This window comes from Streptomyces sp. NBC_01314 (assembly GCF_041435215.1).
Taxonomy (GTDB): domain Bacteria; phylum Actinomycetota; class Actinomycetes; order Streptomycetales; family Streptomycetaceae; genus Streptomyces.
Window position 1 is genome coordinate 7,459,223 of record NZ_CP108394.1, and the last position, 20,753, is coordinate 7,479,975.

The 20,753-nt window shown below is 68.3% G+C and carries 15 protein-coding genes and 1 pseudogene; 14 read left to right on the plus strand and 2 right to left on the minus strand.

The annotated features are described in order from the left end of the window. Nucleotides 1-171 precede the first annotated feature (171 nt). Both clpX and OG622_RS32930 read left to right on the plus strand, forming a co-directional pair. A complete protein-coding gene (gene clpX / locus OG622_RS32925) occupies nucleotides 172-1,458 on the plus strand; it encodes an ATP-dependent Clp protease ATP-binding subunit ClpX (protein ID WP_371580262.1) in 1,287 nt (428 codons plus the stop codon). 211 nt (nucleotides 1,459-1,669) lie between these two features. Then, complete coding sequence (locus tag OG622_RS32930; RefSeq protein ID WP_371580263.1) at nucleotides 1,670-1,954, plus strand: hypothetical protein; 285 nt, start codon at nucleotides 1,670-1,672, stop codon at nucleotides 1,952-1,954. Between the two features lie 147 nt (nucleotides 1,955-2,101). Here OG622_RS32930 and OG622_RS32935 read toward each other — a convergent pair whose 3' ends face one another. Further along, nucleotides 2,102-3,049 carry a hypothetical protein gene (locus tag OG622_RS32935; protein WP_371580264.1) on the minus strand — a complete coding sequence of 316 codons (948 nt, stop codon included), beginning with the start codon at nucleotides 3,047-3,049 and terminating at the stop codon, nucleotides 2,102-2,104. Between the two features lie 137 nt (nucleotides 3,050-3,186). On the opposite strand from OG622_RS32935, the gene OG622_RS32940 reads away from it, so the two are divergent. The 12 genes and pseudogenes from OG622_RS32940 to OG622_RS32995 all read left to right on the plus strand — a co-directional run. Further along, complete coding sequence (locus OG622_RS32940; RefSeq protein ID WP_371580265.1) at nucleotides 3,187-5,844, plus strand: valine--tRNA ligase; 2,658 nt, start codon at nucleotides 3,187-3,189, stop codon at nucleotides 5,842-5,844. A 315-nt stretch (nucleotides 5,845-6,159) separates the two neighbouring features. After that, nucleotides 6,160-7,635 (plus strand): folylpolyglutamate synthase/dihydrofolate synthase family protein, encoded by a 1,476-nt coding sequence (locus OG622_RS32945; protein WP_371584295.1) that lies wholly within the window; start codon nucleotides 6,160-6,162, stop codon nucleotides 7,633-7,635. A 10-nt stretch (nucleotides 7,636-7,645) separates the two neighbouring features. After that, the gene (locus OG622_RS32950) at nucleotides 7,646-8,014 is read left to right on the plus strand and encodes a DUF4233 domain-containing protein (protein ID WP_371580266.1); all 369 of its coding nucleotides are present in this window, start codon (nucleotides 7,646-7,648) and stop codon (nucleotides 8,012-8,014) included. A 297-nt stretch (nucleotides 8,015-8,311) separates the two neighbouring features. Continuing rightward, nucleotides 8,312-8,725, plus strand: coding sequence for a nucleoside-diphosphate kinase (ndk, locus tag OG622_RS32955; RefSeq protein WP_319064820.1), 414 nt, complete (start codon nucleotides 8,312-8,314; stop codon nucleotides 8,723-8,725). A 372-nt stretch (nucleotides 8,726-9,097) separates the two neighbouring features. After that, nucleotides 9,098-10,117 (plus strand): rod shape-determining protein, encoded by a 1,020-nt coding sequence (locus OG622_RS32960; protein ID WP_371584296.1) that lies wholly within the window; start codon nucleotides 9,098-9,100, stop codon nucleotides 10,115-10,117. Nucleotides 10,118-10,290: 173 nt separating this feature from the next. Then, entirely contained in the window at nucleotides 10,291-11,244 is a 954-nt protein-coding gene (gene mreC / locus OG622_RS32965) for a rod shape-determining protein MreC (RefSeq protein WP_371580267.1), read from the plus strand. A gap of 29 nt (nucleotides 11,245-11,273) precedes the next feature. After that, nucleotides 11,274-11,945: a rod shape-determining protein MreD gene (mreD, locus tag OG622_RS32970; RefSeq protein WP_371580268.1), complete on the plus strand. Its 672-nt coding sequence runs from the start codon at nucleotides 11,274-11,276 to the stop codon at nucleotides 11,943-11,945. Nucleotides 11,946-12,103: 158 nt separating this feature from the next. After that, complete coding sequence (gene mrdA, locus OG622_RS32975) at nucleotides 12,104-14,449, plus strand: penicillin-binding protein 2 (RefSeq protein WP_371580269.1); 2,346 nt, start codon at nucleotides 12,104-12,106, stop codon at nucleotides 14,447-14,449. After that, nucleotides 14,446-15,642 (plus strand): rod shape-determining protein RodA, encoded by a 1,197-nt coding sequence (gene rodA, locus OG622_RS32980; RefSeq protein WP_371580270.1) that lies wholly within the window; start codon nucleotides 14,446-14,448, stop codon nucleotides 15,640-15,642. Before mrdA ends, rodA begins: the two co-directional genes overlap by 4 nt. A gap of 89 nt (nucleotides 15,643-15,731) precedes the next feature. Continuing rightward, a complete protein-coding gene (locus tag OG622_RS32985; protein WP_371580271.1) occupies nucleotides 15,732-17,282 on the plus strand; it encodes a CHAD domain-containing protein in 1,551 nt (516 codons plus the stop codon). 318 nt (nucleotides 17,283-17,600) lie between these two features. Continuing rightward, nucleotides 17,601-19,526 carry a TIGR03960 family B12-binding radical SAM protein gene (locus OG622_RS32990; RefSeq protein WP_371580273.1) on the plus strand — a complete coding sequence of 642 codons (1,926 nt, stop codon included), beginning with the start codon at nucleotides 17,601-17,603 and terminating at the stop codon, nucleotides 19,524-19,526. 326 nt (nucleotides 19,527-19,852) lie between these two features. Then, nucleotides 19,853-20,296, plus strand: a pseudogene (locus OG622_RS32995) (DUF6879 family protein); the annotation flags it as partial. A gap of 30 nt (nucleotides 20,297-20,326) precedes the next feature. Here OG622_RS32995 and tnpA read toward each other — a convergent pair. Continuing rightward, nucleotides 20,327-20,743, minus strand: a complete 417-nt coding sequence (gene tnpA / locus OG622_RS33000) for an IS200/IS605 family transposase (RefSeq protein ID WP_371580274.1) — start codon at nucleotides 20,741-20,743, stop codon at nucleotides 20,327-20,329. Nucleotides 20,744-20,753: the final 10 nt, after the last annotated feature.

Below are 20,753 nucleotides of genomic sequence, written 5' to 3' on the forward strand. Positions count from 1 at the left end.
GGCATGATTGGCACCGTTTGACCCAGTGCACGACAAGGTGCACGTCAAAGCGAACCGTGCCAAGGGGGGCCCGAACGGGGGGCCCGGCAAGGTACCGTCGACATAAGGCAGCACCAGGAGTCGCTGGATTTCAATTGTCCAGGCGTCTCCCAGGCGAAGGGGAAGCACACCGTGGCACGCATCGGTGACGGCGGCGATCTGCTCAAGTGCTCGTTCTGCGGCAAGAGCCAGAAGCAGGTCAAGAAGCTCATCGCAGGGCCCGGTGTGTACATCTGCGACGAGTGCATCGACCTCTGCAACGAGATCATCGAGGAGGAACTCGCTGAGACCAGCGAGGTCCGCTGGGAGGAACTCCCCAAGCCCCGCGAGATCTACGAGTTCCTCGAGGGCTATGTGGTGGGCCAGGAGGCGGCCAAGAAGGCGCTTTCCGTCGCGGTGTACAACCACTACAAGCGGGTCCAGGCCGGCGAGAACAGCGGCGGTCAAAGCCGCGAGGACGCCATCGAGTTGGCGAAGTCCAACATCCTCCTGCTGGGCCCCACGGGCTCGGGCAAGACCCTCCTCGCCCAGACCCTCGCGCGCATGCTGAACGTCCCCTTCGCGATCGCGGACGCGACGGCGCTGACGGAGGCGGGTTATGTCGGCGAGGACGTCGAGAACATCCTGCTGAAGCTCATCCAGGCGGCCGACTACGACGTCAAGAAGGCCGAGACCGGCATCATCTACATCGATGAGATCGACAAGGTCGCGAGGAAGAGTGAAAACCCCTCCATCACCCGCGACGTGTCGGGTGAGGGCGTACAGCAGGCCCTGCTGAAGATCCTGGAAGGCACCACGGCGTCGGTCCCGCCCCAGGGCGGCCGCAAGCACCCCCACCAGGAGTTCATCCAGATCGACACGACGAACGTCCTGTTCATCGTGGGCGGCGCCTTCTCCGGTCTGGAGAAGATCATCGAGTCCCGGGCCGGCGCCAAGGGCATCGGCTTCGGCGCGACGATCCGCTCGAAGCGCGAGCTGGAGTCCAAGGACCAGTTCGAGGCCGTCATGCCGGAGGACCTGGTCAAGTTCGGCATGATCCCGGAGTTCATCGGCCGTCTGCCCGTCATCACCTCGGTCCACAACCTGGACCGCGAGGCGTTGCTCCAGATCCTCATCGAGCCCCGCAACGCGCTGGTCAAGCAGTACCAGCGCCTCTTCGAACTCGACGGCGTGGAGCTGGACTTCGAGCGCGAGGCGTTGGAGGCCATCGCCGACCAGGCCATCCTCCGCCAGACCGGCGCCCGCGGTCTGCGCGCCATCATGGAAGAAGTCCTGATGTCGGTCATGTACGAGGTCCCGTCCCGCAAGGACGTGGCCCGAGTCGTCATCACCTCGGACGTCGTCCGCTCGAACGTGAACCCGACCCTGATCCCGCGGGACGCCCGCGGCCGGGGCCCGGGGGAGCAGAAGACGGCGTAAGTCCCGCCGTCTCCACGCACTTGGCGTGAAGATGCCTGGCGCAGTGATGCGCCAGGCACCTTTTTTTGTCGCTCAAGTGGCTGCCCACCGTAGGAAACACGCCAGGCTCACGTCGAACTGTTGGCTGCCCGCCCGCCTCATGATCTAGTCGGGGCTGACCGCATCGATCGATTGTTCGAGCGATGGCGTACGTGAAACGGGAGGCTGCTCGATGAAGGCGACAAAGATCAAGAGAGCCCTGGCCGCGATAAGTGTGGTGGCGGCGGCGGGCATCGTCCCGCTGGTGACGGCCGCACCGGCGCACGCGTCGCAAGCGCGCTGCGTGAACTACCTCGGCAACCAGGGCTATGTGATCGGCCCCAGGGTCAGGACGGCTTGTAGTTACGGCGCGATCTTCTCGCCGCCCGCAACGACGCCCAATCCCAACTGCTTGCTCAGGCTCATAGAGATACGGGTCAGCAATGCGCACGCGCAGACGGCTTGCAGTCGTGCCTGATGGGGTGACGTCTCGGGTGGTCGTCAGTCAGGTCGGCTCGACGTCTGGTTGCGCCTGGGCGCGGCTACTGTGAAAAGACGGCTCGGCCCCTCACATCGAGGTGCCGAGCCGTCATGCTCACCGGTGCAGTCCGGGAGTCGGTGGTGATCAGGCCTTGACGCGGACCGCTTCGCGGAGCTTCGCCGCGGTGTCGGCGGCGGTGGACTGGTCCGTCGGCTTCTCGGCCATGATGCTCGCGAGGTCCATCGGCATCACCATGCCCACCGTGCTGTAGTCGCCCCACACGCAGAAGGACAGGTTCATCACGCTCGGGCCGTCACTCGTACCGCTGTCGGTGGGCTCCATCTTGGCGTCCTGGCACTTGAGAACGGCACCCTCGGCGGAGTCGTACGACTTCGGCTCACCGACCATGGTGACCTTCACGTCGTCATCGTCCTTGCCGGACTCGGACTGCATGTGGTCCAGCATGGCGTCGACGACCTTCTCGGGGTCGTCGATCTTGCCATAGACGCCGCTGAAGTGAAGCTGCTTCTGCGCCATCGGGTTGTTCTCGTTGCCGGACACGTACGAGGCGCTGACGTCCTTGGGGTCGGTCACGCCCCACTTCTCGGCGTCCTTCACATCGTCGTCGGACAAGGCGCCGCCGCCGCTGTCGTTCTTCTTGTAGTCACCGAGCACCGTCGCCGGCGTAGTCAGCTTGTGCGGTCCGTCGTCCGCGATGTCCGCGCCCCCGCCCCCGCCGATCACGAAGTACGCGCCCACCGCGACCGCGGCCACGACGGCGACCGCGCCGAGGATGATGCCGACCTTCTTGCCGCCGCCACCGCCGGAGACGACGGGCTGGGGCGCGGTCGGGTAGGGCTGCTGGCCGTACGGGGCCTGCGGCTGACCGTAGGGCGGGGTCTGGGGCGGAACTCCCTGGGGCGCCTGCTGGGGATACCCGTAGCCCGGCTGCTGCGGAGGCGCCTGCTGGGGGTAGCCGTAGCCGGGCTGAGGGGCGGCCTGCGGCGGCTGCTGGCCGTAGGGGCCCGGCTGACCGTACGGTCCGGGCTGCTGGGGCTGCCCGCCGTACGGGCCCGGCTGGTTGTGGCTCATGTTCTGGGTTCCCCTCCAGATGCTTATGTGTTCCTGACATCCTGGCGCAAACACGTGGGGTCCCACGCACCGGGGGTCACACCGTTACGGAAGAATCGAGTTTCGGGACCACCCCGTGACACCCCTAAACTGAGCGGGTGACCGAGAACGCTCAGCAGCAGCCTCCAGCGCCCGCCACCGATCTGCCGACCCAGTACGCGCCGGCCGATGTAGAGGGGCCGCTGTACGAGCGCTGGGTGGAGCGCGGTTACTTCGCGGCCGACGCCAAGAGCGACAAGCCCGCGTACACCATCGTCATCCCGCCGCCGAACGTCACCGGCAGCCTGCACCTCGGGCACGCCTTCCAGCACACCCTCATGGACGCCCTCACGCGCCGCAAGCGCATGCAGGGTTACGAGTCCCTCTGGCTCCCCGGCATGGACCACGCCGGCATCGCCACCCAGAACAAGGTCGAGCAGCAGCTCGCCGAAGAGGGCAAGTCCCGCCATGACTTGGGGCGCGAGGAGTTCGTCGAGCGCGTCTGGCAGTGGAAGGAGGAGTACGGCGGCAAGATCCTCGGCCAGATGCGCCGGCTCGGGGACGGTGTCGACTGGGACCGTGAGCGCTTCACCATGGACGAGGGCCTGTCCAAGGCCGTCCAGACCATCTTCAAGCGGCTCTACGACGACGAGCTGATCTACCGCGCCGAGCGCATCATCAACTGGTGTCCCCGCTGTCTCACCGCGATCTCCGACATCGAGGTCGAGCACCAGGAGGACGCCGGTGAGCTGGTCTCCATCCGGTACGGAGAGGGGGACGACTCCCTCGTCGTCGCCACCACCCGCGCCGAGACGATGCTCGGCGACACCGCCGTCGCCGTCCACCCGGACGACGAGCGGTACCAGCACCTCATCGGCAAGCAGATCAAGCTCCCGCTGACCGACCGCACCATCCCGGTCGTCGCGGACACCCACGTCGACCCGGAGTTCGGCACGGGCGCGGTCAAGGTGACCCCGGCGCACGACCCGAACGACTTCGCGATCGGCCAGCGCCACGACCTGCCGGCCATGACGATCATGGACGAGCACGGCATCATCACCGTCCACGGCCCCTTCCTCGGCCAGGACCGCTTCGAGGCCCGCTCCGCCGTCGTCGGCGCGCTGCGCTCGCAGGGCCGGATCGTCGCCGAGAAGCGCCCGTACACCCACTCCGTCGGCCACTGCTCCCGGTGCAAGACCACGGTCGAACCGCGTCTGTCCATGCAGTGGTGGGTCAAGGTCGCGCCCCTGGCCAAGGCGGCCGGTGACGCGGTCCGTGACGGCCGGGTCAAGATCCACCCCGAGGACATGTCGAAGCGCTACTTCGACTGGGTCGACAACATGTACGACTGGTGCATCTCGCGCCAGCTCTGGTGGGGCCACCGCATCCCGGTCTGGTACGGCCCCGACGGTGAGACGGTCTGCGTCGGCCCCGACGAGCAGCCGCCCGGCACGGAGGCCGAGGGCTGGACCCAGGACACCGACGTCCTGGACACCTGGTTCTCCTCCGGCCTGTGGCCGTTCTCCACGCTCGGCTGGCCCGAACAGACCGAGGACCTGCGGAAGTTCTACTCGACCGACGTCCTGCTCACCGGCCACGACATCATCTTCTTCTGGGTCGCCCGGATGATGATGTTCGGCCTGTACGCGATGGACGGCGAGGTCCCCTTCAAGACCATCGCGCTGACCGGCCTGGTCCGCGACGAGCGCGGCAAGAAGATGTCGAAGTCCTTCGGCAATGTCGTCGACCCGCTCGACTGGATGGACAAGTACGGCTCCGACGCGCTCCGTTTCACCCTCGCGCGCGGTGCCAACCCGGGCACCGACGTCCCGATCGGCGAGGACTGGGTCCAGGCCTCCCGCAACTTCGCCAACAAGGTCTGGAACGCGACGCGCTTCGCGCTCATGAACGGCGCGACCGTCGAGGGCCCACTGCCGGACGCGTCGAAGCTCTCGGCGACCGACCGCTGGATCCTCGCCCGCCTCGACGAGACGGTCGAGCAGGTCGACGCGTACTACGAGGACTTCCAGTTCGCCAAGCTGAGCGACACCCTGTTCCACTTCGCGTGGGACGAGGTCTTCGACTGGTACGTCGAGCTGTCCAAGACGACGTTCCAGGCGGGCGGCGAGCCGGCCGAGGTCAGCCAGCGCGTCCTGGGCGAGGTCCTGGACGTCACGCTGCGGCTGCTGCACCCGGTCATCCCGTTCGTCACGGACACCCTGTGGACGACGCTGACCGGAGGCGAGTCCCTCGTCATCGCCGACTGGCCCAAGGCGGTGTTCGTTCCCGGTGCCGACACGCCGGGCGGCTTCCGCGACGACGCCGCCGAGCGCGAGATCGAGCTGGTCCAGCGGGTCGTCACCGAGGTCCGCCGGTTCCGCGCCGACCAGGGCCTCCAGCCCGGCCAGCGCGTCCCGGCCCGCCTCACCCTCGACGGCACGGTCCTGGCCCCGCACGAGGCCGCGATCCGTCAGCTCCTGCGCCTCCAGCCCGAGGGTGAGGGCTTCTCGGCCACCGCGACCCTGCCGGTGGCGGGCGCCGAGGTCGCCCTCGACCTCTCCGGCGTCATCGACGTCGCCGCCGAGCGCAAGCGTCTGGCGAAGGACCTCGCGGCGGCCGAGAAGGAGAAGGCCCAGGCCACGGCCAAGCTCGGCAACGAGGCGTTCCTCGCGAAGGCCCCGGACCAGGTCGTCGACAAGATCCGAGACCGTCTCACCAAGGCGGACGAGGACATCGCACGCATCGCCGCGCAGCTGGACCGCCTCCCGAAGGCGTAACCCTCCTGGCATGTACGTGGCTGAAGGCCCCCGGTGCTTCTCGGGCACCGGGGGTTTCCGCTTGCCGGGAAACTTCGCGCAACTCGGTGCCTACGAGGTGCCGCCGCGCCCACCCGTGCCGCCCCAGCGGCACGACTGCCCGCAGTCGAGGAGGAGGCGGCCTCGCCAGGGGCGCGGGGAACTGCGCGACCAGCCACACATCACCCGCAGCCGCCCTGCAACGGGTGCTCCCGAGCCCTGAGGCGCCCCAGTTCGGCGGAGCCCCACCCGTAGACTGACCCCGTGAGCGAACGCAGTGAGCAGCAGCCAGAGCCGATGGACCCGTTCGAGGAGATCATCGCCGCCGAGACGGACCGTGACCCGGATCTCGCGGTGATCGAGGCCGGCAGCCGCACCCTGCGCACCCAGAGCGGCGTGCCGGAGGGCGACGTACCGACGCGCCCCGCCGACCCGGCCGTCGACAAGGCACTGCGCGAGGTCGAGACGGAACTGGCCGGCCGCTGGGGCGAGACCAAGCTGGAGCCTTCCGTCAAGCGGATCGCCGCGCTGATGGACGTCCTGGGCGATCCGCAGCGGTCGTACCCCTCCATCCACATCACCGGCACCAACGGCAAGACCTCCACCGCCCGCATGATCGAGGCCCTGCTCAGCGCCTTCGAACTGCGCACCGGCCGGTACACCTCCCCGCACGTCCAGTCGATCACCGAGCGCATCAGCCTCGACGGCGCCCCGATCTCCGCCGAGCGGTTCATCGAGACGTACGAGGACGTCAAGCCGTACATCGAGATGGTCGACTCCCAGCAGGAGTACCGACTCTCCTTCTTCGAGGTGCTGACCGGCATGGCGTACGCCGCCTTCGCGGACGCGCCCGTGGACGTGGCCGTCGTCGAGGTCGGCATGGGCGGCACCTGGGACGCCACCAACGTCATCGACGGTGACGTGGCCGTCGTCACCCCCATCGACCTCGACCACACCGACCGGCTCGGGGAGACGCCCGCCGAGATCGCCGTCGAGAAGGCCGGGATCGTCAAGCAGGACGCGACCGTGATCCTGGCGCAGCAGCCGGTGGACGCGGCACAGGTGATGCTGAAGAAGGCCGTGGAGGTCGACGCGACGGTGGCCCGCGAGGGCCTGGAGTTCGGCATCGTCTCCCGGCAGGTCGCCGTCGGCGGACAGATGCTCACCCTGCGCGGCCTCGGCGGCGAGTATCCCGAGGTCTACCTCCCGCTGCACGGCCCGTACCAGGCGCACAACGCGGCCGTCGCCCTCGCCGCGGTCGAGGCGTTCTTCGGCGTCGGCTCGCAGCGCCCGGAACCGCTCGACCTGGACACGATCCGCAAGGCCTTCGCGGCGGTCTCGTCACCGGGCCGGCTCGAAGTCGTACGGCGGTCCCCGACCGTCGTGCTCGACGCCGCCCACAACCCGGCCGGCGCGCGGGCCACGGCCGAGGCGGTCGGTGAGGCATTCGACTTCAGCCGGCTGATCGGCGTGGTCGGGGCCAGCGGCGACAAGAACGTACGGGGTCTCCTGGAGGCCTTCGAGCCGATCTTCGCCGAGGTCGTGATCACTCAGAACGCGAGCCATCGGGCGATGGACGCGGACGAGCTGGCCGGGATCGCGGTCGAGGTGTTCGGCGAGGAGCGGGTACAGGTCGAACCGCGGCTGCCCGACGCCCTGGAGGCGGCGGTCACACTCGCCGAGGAGGAGGGCGAGTTCGCGGGCGGTGGCGTCCTCGTCACCGGTTCCGTCATCACCGTCGGCGAAGCCCGGCTGCTGCTGGGGAAGGGCTGAGTTCCACGACATGCGAATCCTCTGTGCTTCGACCCTGATCGGCGAGTTCTTCGTCATCGGCCTCGCCGGGCTGGTCGCCATGAAGGACCCGGACCTGACCATGTCGACGGTCTGGACGGTCAGCGGCATCGCGATGTTCCTGTGCGTCCTGCTGTGCGGCCTCGTCACCCGGCCCGGCGGCATCCAGCTCGGCTGGGCCCTCCAGATCGGGCTGATCCTCTCCGGCTTCTTCGTCCCGACCATGTTCTTCATGGGCGCGGTCTTCACCGCCCTGTGGTGGGCATCGGTCCACTTCGGACGGAAGATCGACGAGGCGAAGGCCCGGTTCGCGGCGCAGGAGGCCCCGGGGGAGGTATCCACCGGGGCCGGGGCTTCCTGACGCTTCGTCGGACTCGCCCTGTAGCGTCTCTGACTGGTGTGGTGAGCCAAACATCGCTCAACAGATGTGAGCCAGTCGCCTTCGTGCCCTGGTACTGCGCGGCGCTAGCTGCCAGCCCTCGTGGCACGCCCCTCCGGACGCTGGTCGGTGAGGCCTCACGGCCTCACCGAGGAGGGTGCCCGACGTCGCCTGGGCGCCGGGCGTGTGCGTGACACCCTGCCATAGGATCATTACGTTTCGCTAATTCGACTGCTGAGCCTCTGAGTTCCGCATTCTCATGAAGAAGGAGTCACCACTGTGAGCCAGCGCACCCTCGTCCTGCTCAAGCCCGACGCCGTCCGGCGTGGCCTGACCGGCGAGATCATCAGCCGTATCGAGCGGAAGGCCGGCTGGCAGATCACCGCGCTGGAGTTGCGGACCCTGGACCAGGACACGCTGGAGCAACACTACGGCGAGCACAAGGGCAAGCCGTTCTACGAGCCGCTCGTCGAGTTCATGGCCTCCGGACCGGTCGTCGCGCTGATCGTCGAGGGCGAGCGCGTCATCGAGGGTGTGCGGGCGCTGGCCGGCCCGACCGATCCGATCGCCGCGCAGCCCGGTTCCATCCGTGGTGACTACGGGGTGATCGTGCGGGAGAACCTGATCCACGCGTCGGACTCCGAGGAGTCCGCCGAGCGCGAGGTGAAAATCTTCTTCCCCGGGCGCGCGTAGCGAGGTCCGCGACGGCGGGGGCCGGTGATCCGTCCCGCCCCCGCCGCCCTTACTCTTCTGGCAACACTCGGCCACCACCCACACGGCCTACCCCCGGCTGACCTGCCGACCCGCCCAAAATCCGGCCGTACAACGGCATATGCGCGGCGATCGGGGGAACGCGCCCCCCTGATGGATCGTCTCCAGAGGCGAGGCGGTGCAACGCATGCCCACAATGGCGAAGACCCTCGCGCAGTGTTCGTGCGGGCGAGACTACGATGTAAGCCTTCACGTCACAGCACCCACTTCGCCGACCCGAAAAGCCCTGAAACGCTCTCAAAAGCCGTCAGCGCTCCACTTGGGAAGGCCAGACGAATCCTGATGGGGAACTCAATGTCGTTCATCGGCCGTGACATGGCTGTCGACCTCGGGACCGCCAACACGCTGGTGTACGTCAGGGGTCGCGGGATCGTACTGAACGAGCCGTCCGTCGTCGCGATCAACACCAACACCGGTGGAATTCTCGCGGTCGGCGCGGAGGCGAAGAAGATGATCGGGCGGACGCCGGGCAACATCGTTGCCGTACGTCCGCTGAAGGACGGTGTCATCGCCGACTTCGAGATCACCGAGCGGATGCTCCGCTACTTCATTCTGAAGATTCACAAGCGGCGGTATCTCGCCCGTCCTCGGGTCGTCGTCTGCGTGCCGTCCGGCATCACCGGTGTCGAGCGTCGCGCCGTCATCGAGGCCTCCTCGCAGGCCGGCGCCCGCCAGGTGCACATCATCGAGGAGCCGATGGCCGCGGCCATCGGCTCCGGCCTGCCGGTCCACGAGGCCACGGGCAACATGGTGGTGGACATCGGCGGCGGCACCACGGAGGTCGCGGTCATCTCCCTCGGCGGCATCGTCACCGCCCAGTCCATCCGCGTCGCGGGCGACGAGTTGGACAATGCGATCATCCAGCACATCAAGAAGGAGTACTCGCTCCTTCTCGGTGAGCGGACGGCCGAACAGATCAAGATCACGATCGGTTCGGCGTACGACCTCGACGCTGACGAGCACACCGAAATCCGCGGCCGGGACCTGGTGTCCGGGCTGCCCAAGACCGTCGTCATCTCCGCCGCGGAAGTGCGGAAGGCGATCGAGGAACCCGTCAACGCCATCGTCGATGCCGTCAAGACGACCCTCGACAAGTGCCCGCCGGAACTCTCCGGCGACATCATGGACCGCGGCATCGTCCTGACCGGCGGCGGTGCTCTGCTCCGCGGTCTCGACGAGCGGCTGCGCCGGGAGACCGGAATGCCGATCCACATCGCCGAGGACCCGCTGGACAGCGTGGCGCTCGGCGCCGGCAAGTGTGTCGAGGAGTTCGAGGCGTTGCAGCAGGTGCTCGACGCCCAGCCCCGCAGATGACGTAACACTTCGATTCCGCCGTACGGGACACTCTCTTCTCGTGCGGCGGATCGTTGATATCGAGGCATACGCTCCCACAAAGCGCCCCTGTCGTTCCCGTCTCGGGATTCCCAGGGGCTACCCGAATTCCCCATTCCTGTCGAATTCCTATGAGGAAGGCACGGCCGCCGCACGTGAGGGACACACGAGAGAGCCGGCTGCTCCTGGTGCTGCTGGTCGCCGTCGCGTTCGCGCTGATCACGGTGGACATCCGCGGCGGGGAGGACTCACCGGTCGACGGTGCCCGACATGGCGCGGCCACCGTCTTCGGCCCTATCGAGGACGGCGTGTCGACCGCCGTCGACCCGATCGGCAACGCCATAAGCGCCGTCCGTGACTCCGGCTCCCGCCACGACCGCCTCGCCGCGCTGGAGAAGGAGAACGCCGAACTGAAGGCGTCCCTCGGCAGCGACGACCGCAACCGCAGCAGAGTCGGACAACTCGACAAGATGCTGAAGACCGCCGCGAACGGCCAGTACGGCATCAAGGGCGCCGAGGTCATCGCCATAGGAGCCGCCCAGGGCTTCTCCTGGACCGTCACCATCGACATCGGCACCGACGACGGCATCACCCGCGACATGACCGTCCTCAACGGCGACGGGCTCGTCGGCCGCGTCACCACCGTCGGACCGAAGACCGCGACCGTGCTCCTCGCCAACGACCCCGACTTCACCGTCGGCACCCGCATGGAGGCCACCGACGAACTCGGCTTCGCCTCCGGCCAGGGCGACCGTCCGCTGCGCGTCGAACTCCTCAACGGCAAGGCCAAGGTGAAGGCGGGCGACCGCCTCGTCACCTTCGGCTCGCAGGCCGACAAGCCGTTCGTACCCGGCGTCCCGGTCGGCCTCGTCTCCCGCGTCGACCCCTCCGGCGGCGACCTCACCCGCACGATCTACGTCAGGCCGTTCGTGGCCTTCACCCAGCTCGACATCGTCGGCGTCGTCGTCCAGCCGCCCCGCAAGGACCCGCGCGACACCGTCCTGCCGAACAAACCGAAGGCCACGCCCACCCCGACCGTGACGGTGACGGTCACCCCGGGCGCGGACGAACCCGGCGAAGGCGCCGACGGACAGCCGCAAGAGCAGTAGGACGTAGGACAGTAGGAGCTGAACCCCTGATGCGCTTCAACCGGATGCTGCTCTCCACCACCCTGGTGATCGTCGCCCTGGTGATCCAGGTGAGCGTTCTCGCCAGACTCCATCTACCGGGCGCCGTCCCGGACCTGGTGCTCCTCACCGTGCTCGGCCTCGCCCTGGTCTACGGCCATGTCGGCGGCGCCCTCATCGGCTTCGGCGCCGGGCTGCTGTCCGACCTCGCGCCCCCCGCCGACCACGCGGCCGGGCGGTACGCCCTGGTCCTCTGCGTCATCGGCTACCTCGCGGGGCTCGCCAAGCCCGAGACAGGCCGGCTCAAGTCGGCGACCGGACCGATGGCCGTGGTCGTCGTCGCCGCGCTCGGCGCGACGCTCCTCTACGCCGGGGTAGGCGCTCTCGTCGGCGACGACGCGGCCCGCCATGTCGGCCTGTCCAGCCTGCTGTTCACCGCCGCGCTCTACGACCTGCTGCTCGCGCCCTTCGTCGTCCCCGGCGTCATGGCGCTCGCCCGGCGCGCCGAGAACGACCCGCTCGCCGAGACCAACAGCGCCGGCAAGGCGTCCGACGTCTCCTCCGGCTGGCTCTCCTCCGGCACCGGCCTGCGCATCGGCAACCAGCGCGGCGGACTCCGTATCAAGGTGGCGCGGTCACGGATGGCCAAGGCGGGACGCATCAAGGGGGTGAAGCGGCTGTGACGGCACGTCAGAGGGCCGGTCGGAGAGCTCGGCCGGTTCTGCGGCCGGCGTCCCGGCCGACGGTTCGCCAAGGCGTGGGAACCGATCACCGCCGAGCGGTGTACTCCATGTACCGGCACCACGCGCACCACCCGTACACGCACTGAGAGGGGGAGACAGTGACCAACATCCCGGAGACCGGGCGGACCCCACGTGTCCAGATCCGGCTCATCATCATCCAAATCCTCGTCTTCTCCCTCCTCGGCACCCTCGGTGGCCGCCTCTGGTACCTCCAGATCCGTGAGGGCGACGCCTACGCCAAAGAGGCCTCCGGCAACCACGTCCAGCAGGTCGTGCAGCCCGCCGTGCGCGGCTCGATCCTGGACGGCCGCGGAGTGCCGATCGCCGACAACGAGACCAGGCTGGTCGTCTCCGCCTCCCGCACCGACCTGCTGAAGATGGACGACGACGGCAAGGCCGTCCTCACCAAGCTCGCCGGCGTCCTGGACATGAAGTCCCAGGACGTCATGGACAAGGTCCGCCTCTGCGACTCCGAGACGCCCCAGCCCTGCTGGAACGGCTCCCCCTACCAGCCGATCCCCATCACCGACGAGGCCACCGCCAAGCAGGCCCTGCAGATCCGCGAACGCTCCGAGGACTTCCCCGGCATCACCGCCGAGCCCCAGGCCGTCCGCCGGTACGCCAGCCCCGGCGGCTCCCAGACCGCGCAGGTGCTCGGCTATCTCTCGCCGGTCACCGACGAGGAGATCACCAAGGCCCAGGACACCGACTCGCCGTATCTGCGCTCCGACCAGGTCGGCCGTTCCGGCCTGGAGCGCCAGTACGACAAGGAGCTGCGCGGCAAGGCCGGCGTCACCCGCTACGAGGTCGACAACCTGGGCCGCGTCATCGGTGAGGCCGAGGCCGACCCCGCCCAGCCCGGCGCCAACCTGGTCACCAGCGTCGACGCCCGCGTGCAGCGCATCGCCGAGTACGAACTCAACGAGGCGATGAAGGAAGCACGCAAGCAGATGGACCGCAACACGGGGACGAACTACAAGGCCGACTCCGGTGCCGTCGTCGTGATGGAGGCCAAGACCGGCCGCATCGTCGCCATGGCCTCCAACCCGGACTACGACCCGAACGCCTGGGTCGGCGGCATCTCCGCCAAGGACTACACAAAGCTCACCGGCAAGAAGTCCAACTACCCTCTGCTGAACCGCGCGATCCAGGGCCAGTCGGCACCCGGCTCCATCTTCAAGGTGGTCCCGACCGCCGCCGCGGTGAACGCCGGCTACTCCTTCAACGGCCCCTACGAATGCTCCAGCTCGTACTCGATCGGTGGCCAGGTCTTCAAGAACTTCGAGTCCCAGAGCCACGGCGGGATCAGCCTCGGCAAGGCGCTGGAGGTCTCCTGCGACACCGTCTTCTACCGCCTCGCCCACGAGGAGTGGAAGCGCGACGGCGGCATCAAGCCCAACAAGGGCGCCAACGACTGGTTCTACAAGACCGCCCACCAGTTCGGCCTCGGCGCCGAGACCGGCATCGACCTGCCGAACGAGGTCACCGGCCGTATCCCCGACCGCCAGTGGAAGCAGGACTACTGGAAGGCCAACAAGGACGCCTGGTGCAAGTACGGCGAGAAGGGCGGCACCTACGCCGAGCAGATCGCGTACGAGAACTGCCTCGAAGGCAACCGCATGCGCGCCGGTGACTCCGTCAACTACTCCATCGGCCAGGGCGACACCCTCGTCACCCCCATCCAGATGGCCACCATCTACGCGGCCATCTCCAACGGCGGCACCCTCTACGACCCCACCGTCGGCAAGGCCGTCATCAGCGCCGACGGCAAGAACGTGCAGGAGATCGCGCCCAAGTCGCACGGCAAGCTGCCGATGACGAAGAAGACCCGCGACGAGATAGACGAAGCCCTTGAGGGAGTCGCGACCCGTGGTACGGCCGCCTGGCGCTTCCAGGGCTGGCCGCAGGACAAGATCGCGATGCACGCCAAGACGGGTACGGCCGAGGTCTACGGCAAGCAGACGACCTCCTGGTTCGCCACGTACACCAAGGACTACTCGATCGTCATGACGATCTCCCAGGGTGGTACGGGATCCGGCGCCTCGGCCCCCGCCGTGCGCAAGTTGTACAACGCGCTGTACGGCGTCTCCGAGGACGGCAAGATCGACAAGAGGAAGGCGCTGCTGCCCACCCCGCAGAAGGACCTGCCGAAGATCGAGTCCGACGGCTCGATCGACAGCCCGAAGCTGGACTCCTACCCGCCGAAGAAGACCAAGAAGGAGGCCGCGGAGGACGGCACCCGGACCGTCGCCGCGGGGCCGGGCGCCCAGCCGGTGCCCTTCGACGGCCCGGCGGCGATCGTCAGCACGCGCGGCGGCAGCGGCAACCGCGCCGCACGCCGAAGCACGGACCGCGGCCGACGGCGTAACGACCGCGGCCGACGGAGTACGGGCGGCGGCACAGACCACCGCAGGAACGGCAAGGGGCGGAGGGCGTCCGTATGACCGGCAACAGCTTCTCCGTCTCCGGGTACGGGCCCCAACGCTCCGGCTGGACCCGGCTGTTCGCCCGTGACTCGCTCGCCCGCCGGCTCGACTGGCCGATACTGTTCTCGGCCATCGCGCTCTCCCTGATCGGCGCGGCCTGTGTCTACTCGGCGACCCGCAACCGCACGGAACTCAACCAGGGCGACCCGTACTACTTCCTCTTCCGGCACCTGCTCAACACCGGCATCGGCTTCGCCCTGATGATCGGCACGGTCTGGCTCGGCCACCGCACCCTGCGCACGGCCGTACCGATCCTGTACGGCATCTCGGTCCTGCTGATCCTGCTGGTGCTGACCCCGCTGGGCGCGACGATCAACGGCGCCCACGCGTGGATCGTCGTCGGCGGCGGCTTCTCGCTCCAGCCCTCCGAGTTCGTGAAGATCACGATCATCCTGGGCATGGCGATGCTGCTGGCGGCCCGGGTGGACGCGGGCGACAAGGCCCACCCCGACCACCGCACGGTCGTCCAGGCCCTCGGCCTCGCCACCGTCCCGATACTGATCGTCCTACTCATGCCCGACCTCGGCTCGGTCATGGTCATGGTGGTCATCGTGCTGGGTGTCCTGCTCACCTCCGGAGCCTCCAACCGATGGGTCCTCGGCCTCATCGGCACGGGTGCGATGGGCGCGATCGCGGTCTGGCAGCTCGGGGTGCTCGACGAGTACCAGATCAACCGCTTCGCGGCCTTCGCCAACCCCGAGCTCGACCCGGCAGGCGTCGGCTACAACACCAACCAGGCCCGCATCGCCATCGGGTCCGGCGGACTCCTCGGCACCGGGCTGTTCAAGGGTTCGCAGACCACCGGACAGTTCGTGCCCGAGCAGCAGACCGACTTCGTCTTCACGGTGGCGGGGGAGGAACTGGGGTTCTTGGGCGCCGGGCTGATCATCCTGCTGCTCGGTGTCGTCCTGTGGCGGGCGTGCCGGATCGCCCGCGAGACCACCGAGCTGTACGGCACGATCGTCGCCGGCGGCATCATCGCCTGGTTCGCGTTCCAGGCCTTCGAGAACATCGGAATGACCCTCGGCATCATGCCGGTGGCGGGACTGCCACTGCCGTTCGTGTCGTACGGCGGATCGTCGATGTTCGCGGTGTGGGTGGCCGTGGGACTGCTGCAGTCCATCCGAGTGGAGCGCCCGATGTCGGCGTAGGGCTCCGCGCTGCTCCGGGGCAGGCTTCCACGCTCCTCCGGGGGCGCGGTGGTCTGCCCCTTTGCTCGGAGTAGGACTAGATTCATTTCATGGCGGACACCAAGCGCGAGATCGAGCGGAAGTACGAATCCGACGAGAGCGGCCTGCCGGACCTCACCGGTGTGGCCGGGGTCGCGACCGTCCTGGACAAGGGCGTGGCGGAGCTGGACGCCGTCTACTACGACACCATCGACGAACGCCTCGCCGCCGCCTCCATCACCCTGCGCCGCCGCACGGGGGGCAGTGACGCGGGCTGGCATCTGAAGCTGCCCGTCTCCTCGGGTGTTCGCGACGAGATCCGGGCCCCGCTGTCCGACACGCTGCCCGACGAGCTCGTGGGGCTCGTGCGTTCCCGGGTCCGGGGGGCCGAGCTGGTCCCGCTGGTCCGACTTCTCTCCACTCGCGATGTCAGCGAACTGTTCGACGCGGGCGGCACGCTCCTTGCCGAGGTCAGTGTGGACGCCGTGGTCGCCGAGCGGCTCACCGAGGACGGCCGGACCGCCCAGTGGTCCGAGATCGAGGTGGAACTCGCCGACGACGGCGACCCGGCCTTCCTGGAGAAGGTCGACAAGAAGCTGCGCAAGGCGGGCGTACGGCCGTCGGATTCGCCCTCGAAGATGGCCAGGGCACTGCAGGAGACCGCCCCCAGGAAGAGCAAGAAGAAGGATCAGAAGAAGACTCAGAAGAACGACACGAAGCGGGACGGGGCGGAGGCGCCGGGCGAACCCGTCACCCCCGGTGATCATGTCCTCGCCTACGCCCGCGTCCAGCGCGACGCGATCATCGAACTCGATCCCGCCGTCCGCCGGGAGGTCTTCGACTCCGTCCACAGCATGCGGGTCGCCACGCGCCGACTGCGCAGCACCTTCAAGTCGTTCGGGAAGGTGCTGGACCGGACCGTCACGGACCCGATCGGCGAGGAACTGAAGTGGCTGGCGGGGGAGCTGGGCGTCGACCGTGACCAGGAGGTCCTCACGGAACGGCTCAGCGAGGCGCTGGACGACCTCCCCGAGAGCCTGGTGACGGGCCCGGTCCGGACGCGGCTGGGCGGCTGGACGCAGGAGGACGGCGGCACCGGCCCCCGGAGCGAGCTGATCGACGCGCTGGACGGACAGCGGTATCTGGATCTGCTCAAGTCCCTCGACGCCGTGATCAAGGACCCGCCGCTGCTCGAGGCCGCCGGGGGCGACCCCGAGAAGGTGATCACCAAGGCGGTCAGGAAGGACTTCGGCAAGGTGGCGGCCCTGGTCGAGGAAGCGTTGGCGCAGCCGCGCGGGGCCGACCGCGACCTCGCCATGCACGAGGCCCGCAAGAAGACCAAGCGCACCCGGTACGCGGCCGAGGCGGCGAAGCCCCTGCTCGGCAAGCCGGCCAAGGCGCTCGTCAAGGACATGAAGTCCCTGCAGACCCTCCTCGGCGACCACCAGGACAGCGTGATGGCCAGGGAGGCCCTGCGCGACCTCGCCTTCCAGGCCCATGAGGCGGGGGAGAGCGCCTTCACGTACGGGCTGTTGTACGGCAGGGAGGAAAGGCGCGCGGAGCTGGCGGAGGGCGCGCTGCCGGAGACGTGGGCGAAGATCAGCCACGACATGCCCTTCTGACGGCCGGGCGCGCGGCGCCGACGGCACCCCGCCGACCGTGCGGCGTGCGGCGTGCGGCGCTGACCGTGGGGCGTGCGGCGCTGACCGTGGGGCGTGCGGCGCCGGCGGTGAGACGGGCTGTGCTGAGGGCGGGGCGTGTGGCTCCGAAGGTGGGATGGGGGGTGTGCTGAAGGCGGGGGATGTGGCGCCGACGGCCGCGCGTACGGCAGCGACGGCCAGGCGTCGTGTGCTCTGGCGGTGACCGGACGTGCGAGGGGTGACTCCGGGGGCGTTACGCTAGATGGTCACCCCTGTCAGCTCACGAAGGTAACCCCCGCGATGTCTGTCGAGTCGGTCTTCCCACAGCTCGAGGCCCTGCTGCCGCATGTGCAGAAGCCGATCCAGTACGTGGGCGGTGAGCTCAACTCCACTGTCAAGCCCTGGGAGTCCAGCGACGTCCGCTGGGCGCTCATGTACCCGGACGCGTACGAGGTCGGTCTGCCCAACCAGGGCGTCATGATCCTCTACGAGGTGCTCAACGAGCGCGAGGGCGTGCTGGCCGAGCGCACGTACAGCGTGTGGCCGGACCTGGAGGCGCTGATGCGGGAGCACAACGTCCCGCAGTTCACCGTCGACAGCCACCGCCCGGTGAAGGCCTTCGACGTGTTCGGTCTGTCCTTCTCCACGGAGCTGGGCTACACGAACATGCTGACCGCGCTGGACCTGGCCGGGATCCCCCTGGAGGCCAAGGACCGCACCCTCGACGACCCGATCGTGCTGGCCGGCGGCCACGCGGCCTTCAACCCCGAGCCGGTCGCCGACTTCATCGACGCGGCGATCATCGGCGACGGCGAGCAGGCCGTGCTCGACATGACCGCGATCATCCGCGCGTGGAAGGCGGAGGGCCGGCCGGGTGGCCGGGAGGAGGTCCTGTTCCGCCTCGCGAGGACCGGCTCCGTCTACGTCCCGGCGTTCTACGACGTCGAGTACCTCGCGGACGGCCGCATCGGCCGCGTCGTACCGAACAAGTCGGGTGTCCCGTGGCGGGTGTCCAAGCACACCGTCATGGACCTGGACGAGTGGCCGTACCCCAAGCAGCCCCTGGTCCCGCTCGCGGAGACGGTCCACGAGCGCATGTCGGTGGAGATCTTCCGCGGCTGTACCCGCGGCTGCCGCTTCTGCCAGGCGGGCATGATCACCCGCCCGGTCCGCGAGCGTTCCATCACGGGCATCGGCGAGATGGTCGAGAAGGGCCTCAAGGCGACCGGCTTCGAGGAGGTCGGCCTTCTCTCCCTCTCCTCCGCCGACCACAGTGAGATCGGCGAGGTCGCCAAGGGACTGGCGGACCGGTACGAGGAGGACAAGATCGGCCTGTCCCTCCCCTCGACCCGGGTGGACGCCTTCAACGTCGACCTCGCGAACGAGCTGACGAGGAACGGCCGACGCTCGGGTCTGACCTTCGCGCCCGAGGGCGGCTCCGAGCGCATGCGCAAGGTCATCAACAAGATGGTCTCGGAGGACGACCTGATCCGGACCGTCTCCACCGCGTACGGCAACGGCTGGCGCCAGGTGAAGCTGTACTTCATGTGCGGCCTGCCGACGGAGACCGACGAGGACGTCCTCCAGATCGCCGACATGGCGATGAAGGTGATCGCCGAGGGCCGCAAGGTCTCCGGCCAGAACGACATCCGCTGCACGGTCTCGATCGGCGGCTTCGTCCCCAAGCCCCACACCCCCTTCCAGTGGGCCCCGCAGCTCTCCGCCGAGGAGACGGACGCGCGGCTCGGGAAGCTCCGCGACAAAATCCGCGGCGACAAGAAGTACGGCCGCTCCATCGGCTTCCGCTACCACGACGGCAAGCCGGGCATCGTCGAGGGCCTGCTGTCACGCGGCGACCGCCGCATCGGCGCCGTGATCCGCGCGGTCTACGAGGACGGCGGTCGCTTCGACGGCTGGCGCGAGCACTTCTCGTACGACCGCTGGATGGCCTGCGCCGACAAGACGCTCCCCGCCTTCGGCGTCGACGTCGACTGGTACACCACCCGCGAGCGCACCTACGAGGAGGTCCTCCCCTGGGACCACCTGGACTCCGGCCTCGACAAGGACTGGCTCTGGGAGGACTGGCAGGACGCCCTCGACGAGACCGAGGTCGAGGACTGCCGCTGGACCCCGTGCTTCGACTGCGGGGTGTGCCCCCAGCTCGGCCTTGACATCCAGATCGGCCCGACGGGCAAGAAGCTGCTGCCGCTTGAGGTCAAGAAGTAGCCGTGACCAGCGGCGATGCCGTCCAGAGGATGGCTGAGACGCTCGCTGGCATGAGCGAGGCGGAGCGTACCGAAATCCTTCGAGGACTCGGGACGAAGGAGCGCGAGCAGGCTTCCCGCTCTGTGCGGCGCACGCCGCTCCCTGCTCCTCGGCAAGATCCGGGCATCGTCTCGACGGTCGAGTGGGTGTAGCTGACGAGAGGCGTCCGGGCCGTAAGGGTCCGGGCGCCTTCTGCGTGGCGCCGGTGAACAGCATCGGGTCGGATCGGGGGGAACACGCCCTCTTGACCCGCAGGTTCCGAGCAGGAGTCAGCCGTGCATCTTGAGATGCGCGACACGTACGGCGTTGAGAACGAGATCGAAGGCTTCGCCGCGTGGAAGCAAGGGCGCCGGCTCGACCCGGAGGACCGGGGTTCGTGGTGGCGTCCCTGGCTCGACCTCGTTCAGGAGGTCACGGCCAAGGGTGTGGTCATCCGACGTGCCCGCATCGTCTCGGAGCCCGTCAGTGATTACATCGCCTTCGAGCACTCGGGCACCTTCACGAACGTGGCTGCCGGGGAGCAGATCCGTTGGCTGCCCCGTCGCAGCGCCTCGGACCTCGCCCTGCCAGGCAACGACTTCTGGTTGTTCGACGGCCGTCTTGTCCAGTTCAACGTCTTCGACGGCGTCGGCCGGTGGGTCCACACTGACCAGACGGAAGACCCTGCCGCAGTTGAGCTGTGCGCGTCGGCGTTCGAAGCGGTGTGGGAGCGAGCCATCCCGCACGAGAAGATTGCTGGTCCCGGTGGAGCCGGGCTGTGCTCACACCGGCCGGTTCTGCTGTTCGATGTACTGCTTGACCACGGTGAGCGGGGCGCCGCCGACGGTTCCGGCGAAGTAGGACCCGGACCAGAGCTTGTTGGCCCGCCAGTAGTGGCGTACCAGGTCGGGGAATTCCTGGCGCAGACGGCGTGAGGAGACGCCCTTGAGGGAGTTGACCAACTTGGTGACGGCGACCTTGGGCGGGAAGTTCACCAGCAGGTGGACGTGGTTGGTCTCGCCATTGAACTCCACCAGCGTGCACTCGAAGTCCGCGCACACCGACCGCATGATCTCCTCCATGCGCGTCAGATGAACATCGGTGAACACTTTGTGCCGGAACTTGGTCACGGAGACCAAGTGCACATGCATCACGAAAGCACAGTGCCGACCAGTTCTGATCTCCTGCATATCACTCATAACCCAAGTA

Coding starts and splice junctions, on each gene's coding strand:
- OG622_RS32950 (WP_371580266.1), top strand. CDS start 7,646: ATGCGAATCCTCTGTGCTTCGACCCTGATCGGCGAGTTCTTCGTCATC.
- OG622_RS32985 (WP_371580271.1), top strand. CDS start 15,732: ATGGCGGACACCAAGCGCGAGATCGAGCGGAAGTACGAATCCGACGAG.
- OG622_RS32960 (WP_371584296.1), top strand. CDS start 9,098: ATGTCGTTCATCGGCCGTGACATGGCTGTCGACCTCGGGACCGCCAAC.
- OG622_RS32945 (WP_371584295.1), top strand. CDS start 6,160: ATGGACCCGTTCGAGGAGATCATCGCCGCCGAGACGGACCGTGACCCG.
- OG622_RS32935 (WP_371580264.1), bottom strand. CDS start 3,049: ATGAGCCACAACCAGCCGGGCCCGTACGGCGGGCAGCCCCAGCAGCCC.
- mreD (WP_371580268.1), top strand. CDS start 11,274: ATGCGCTTCAACCGGATGCTGCTCTCCACCACCCTGGTGATCGTCGCC.
- OG622_RS32930 (WP_371580263.1), top strand. CDS start 1,670: ATGAAGGCGACAAAGATCAAGAGAGCCCTGGCCGCGATAAGTGTGGTG.
- tnpA (WP_371580274.1), bottom strand. CDS start 20,743: ATGAGTGATATGCAGGAGATCAGAACTGGTCGGCACTGTGCTTTCGTG.
- OG622_RS32990 (WP_371580273.1), top strand. CDS start 17,601: ATGTCTGTCGAGTCGGTCTTCCCACAGCTCGAGGCCCTGCTGCCGCAT.
- rodA (WP_371580270.1), top strand. CDS start 14,446: ATGACCGGCAACAGCTTCTCCGTCTCCGGGTACGGGCCCCAACGCTCC.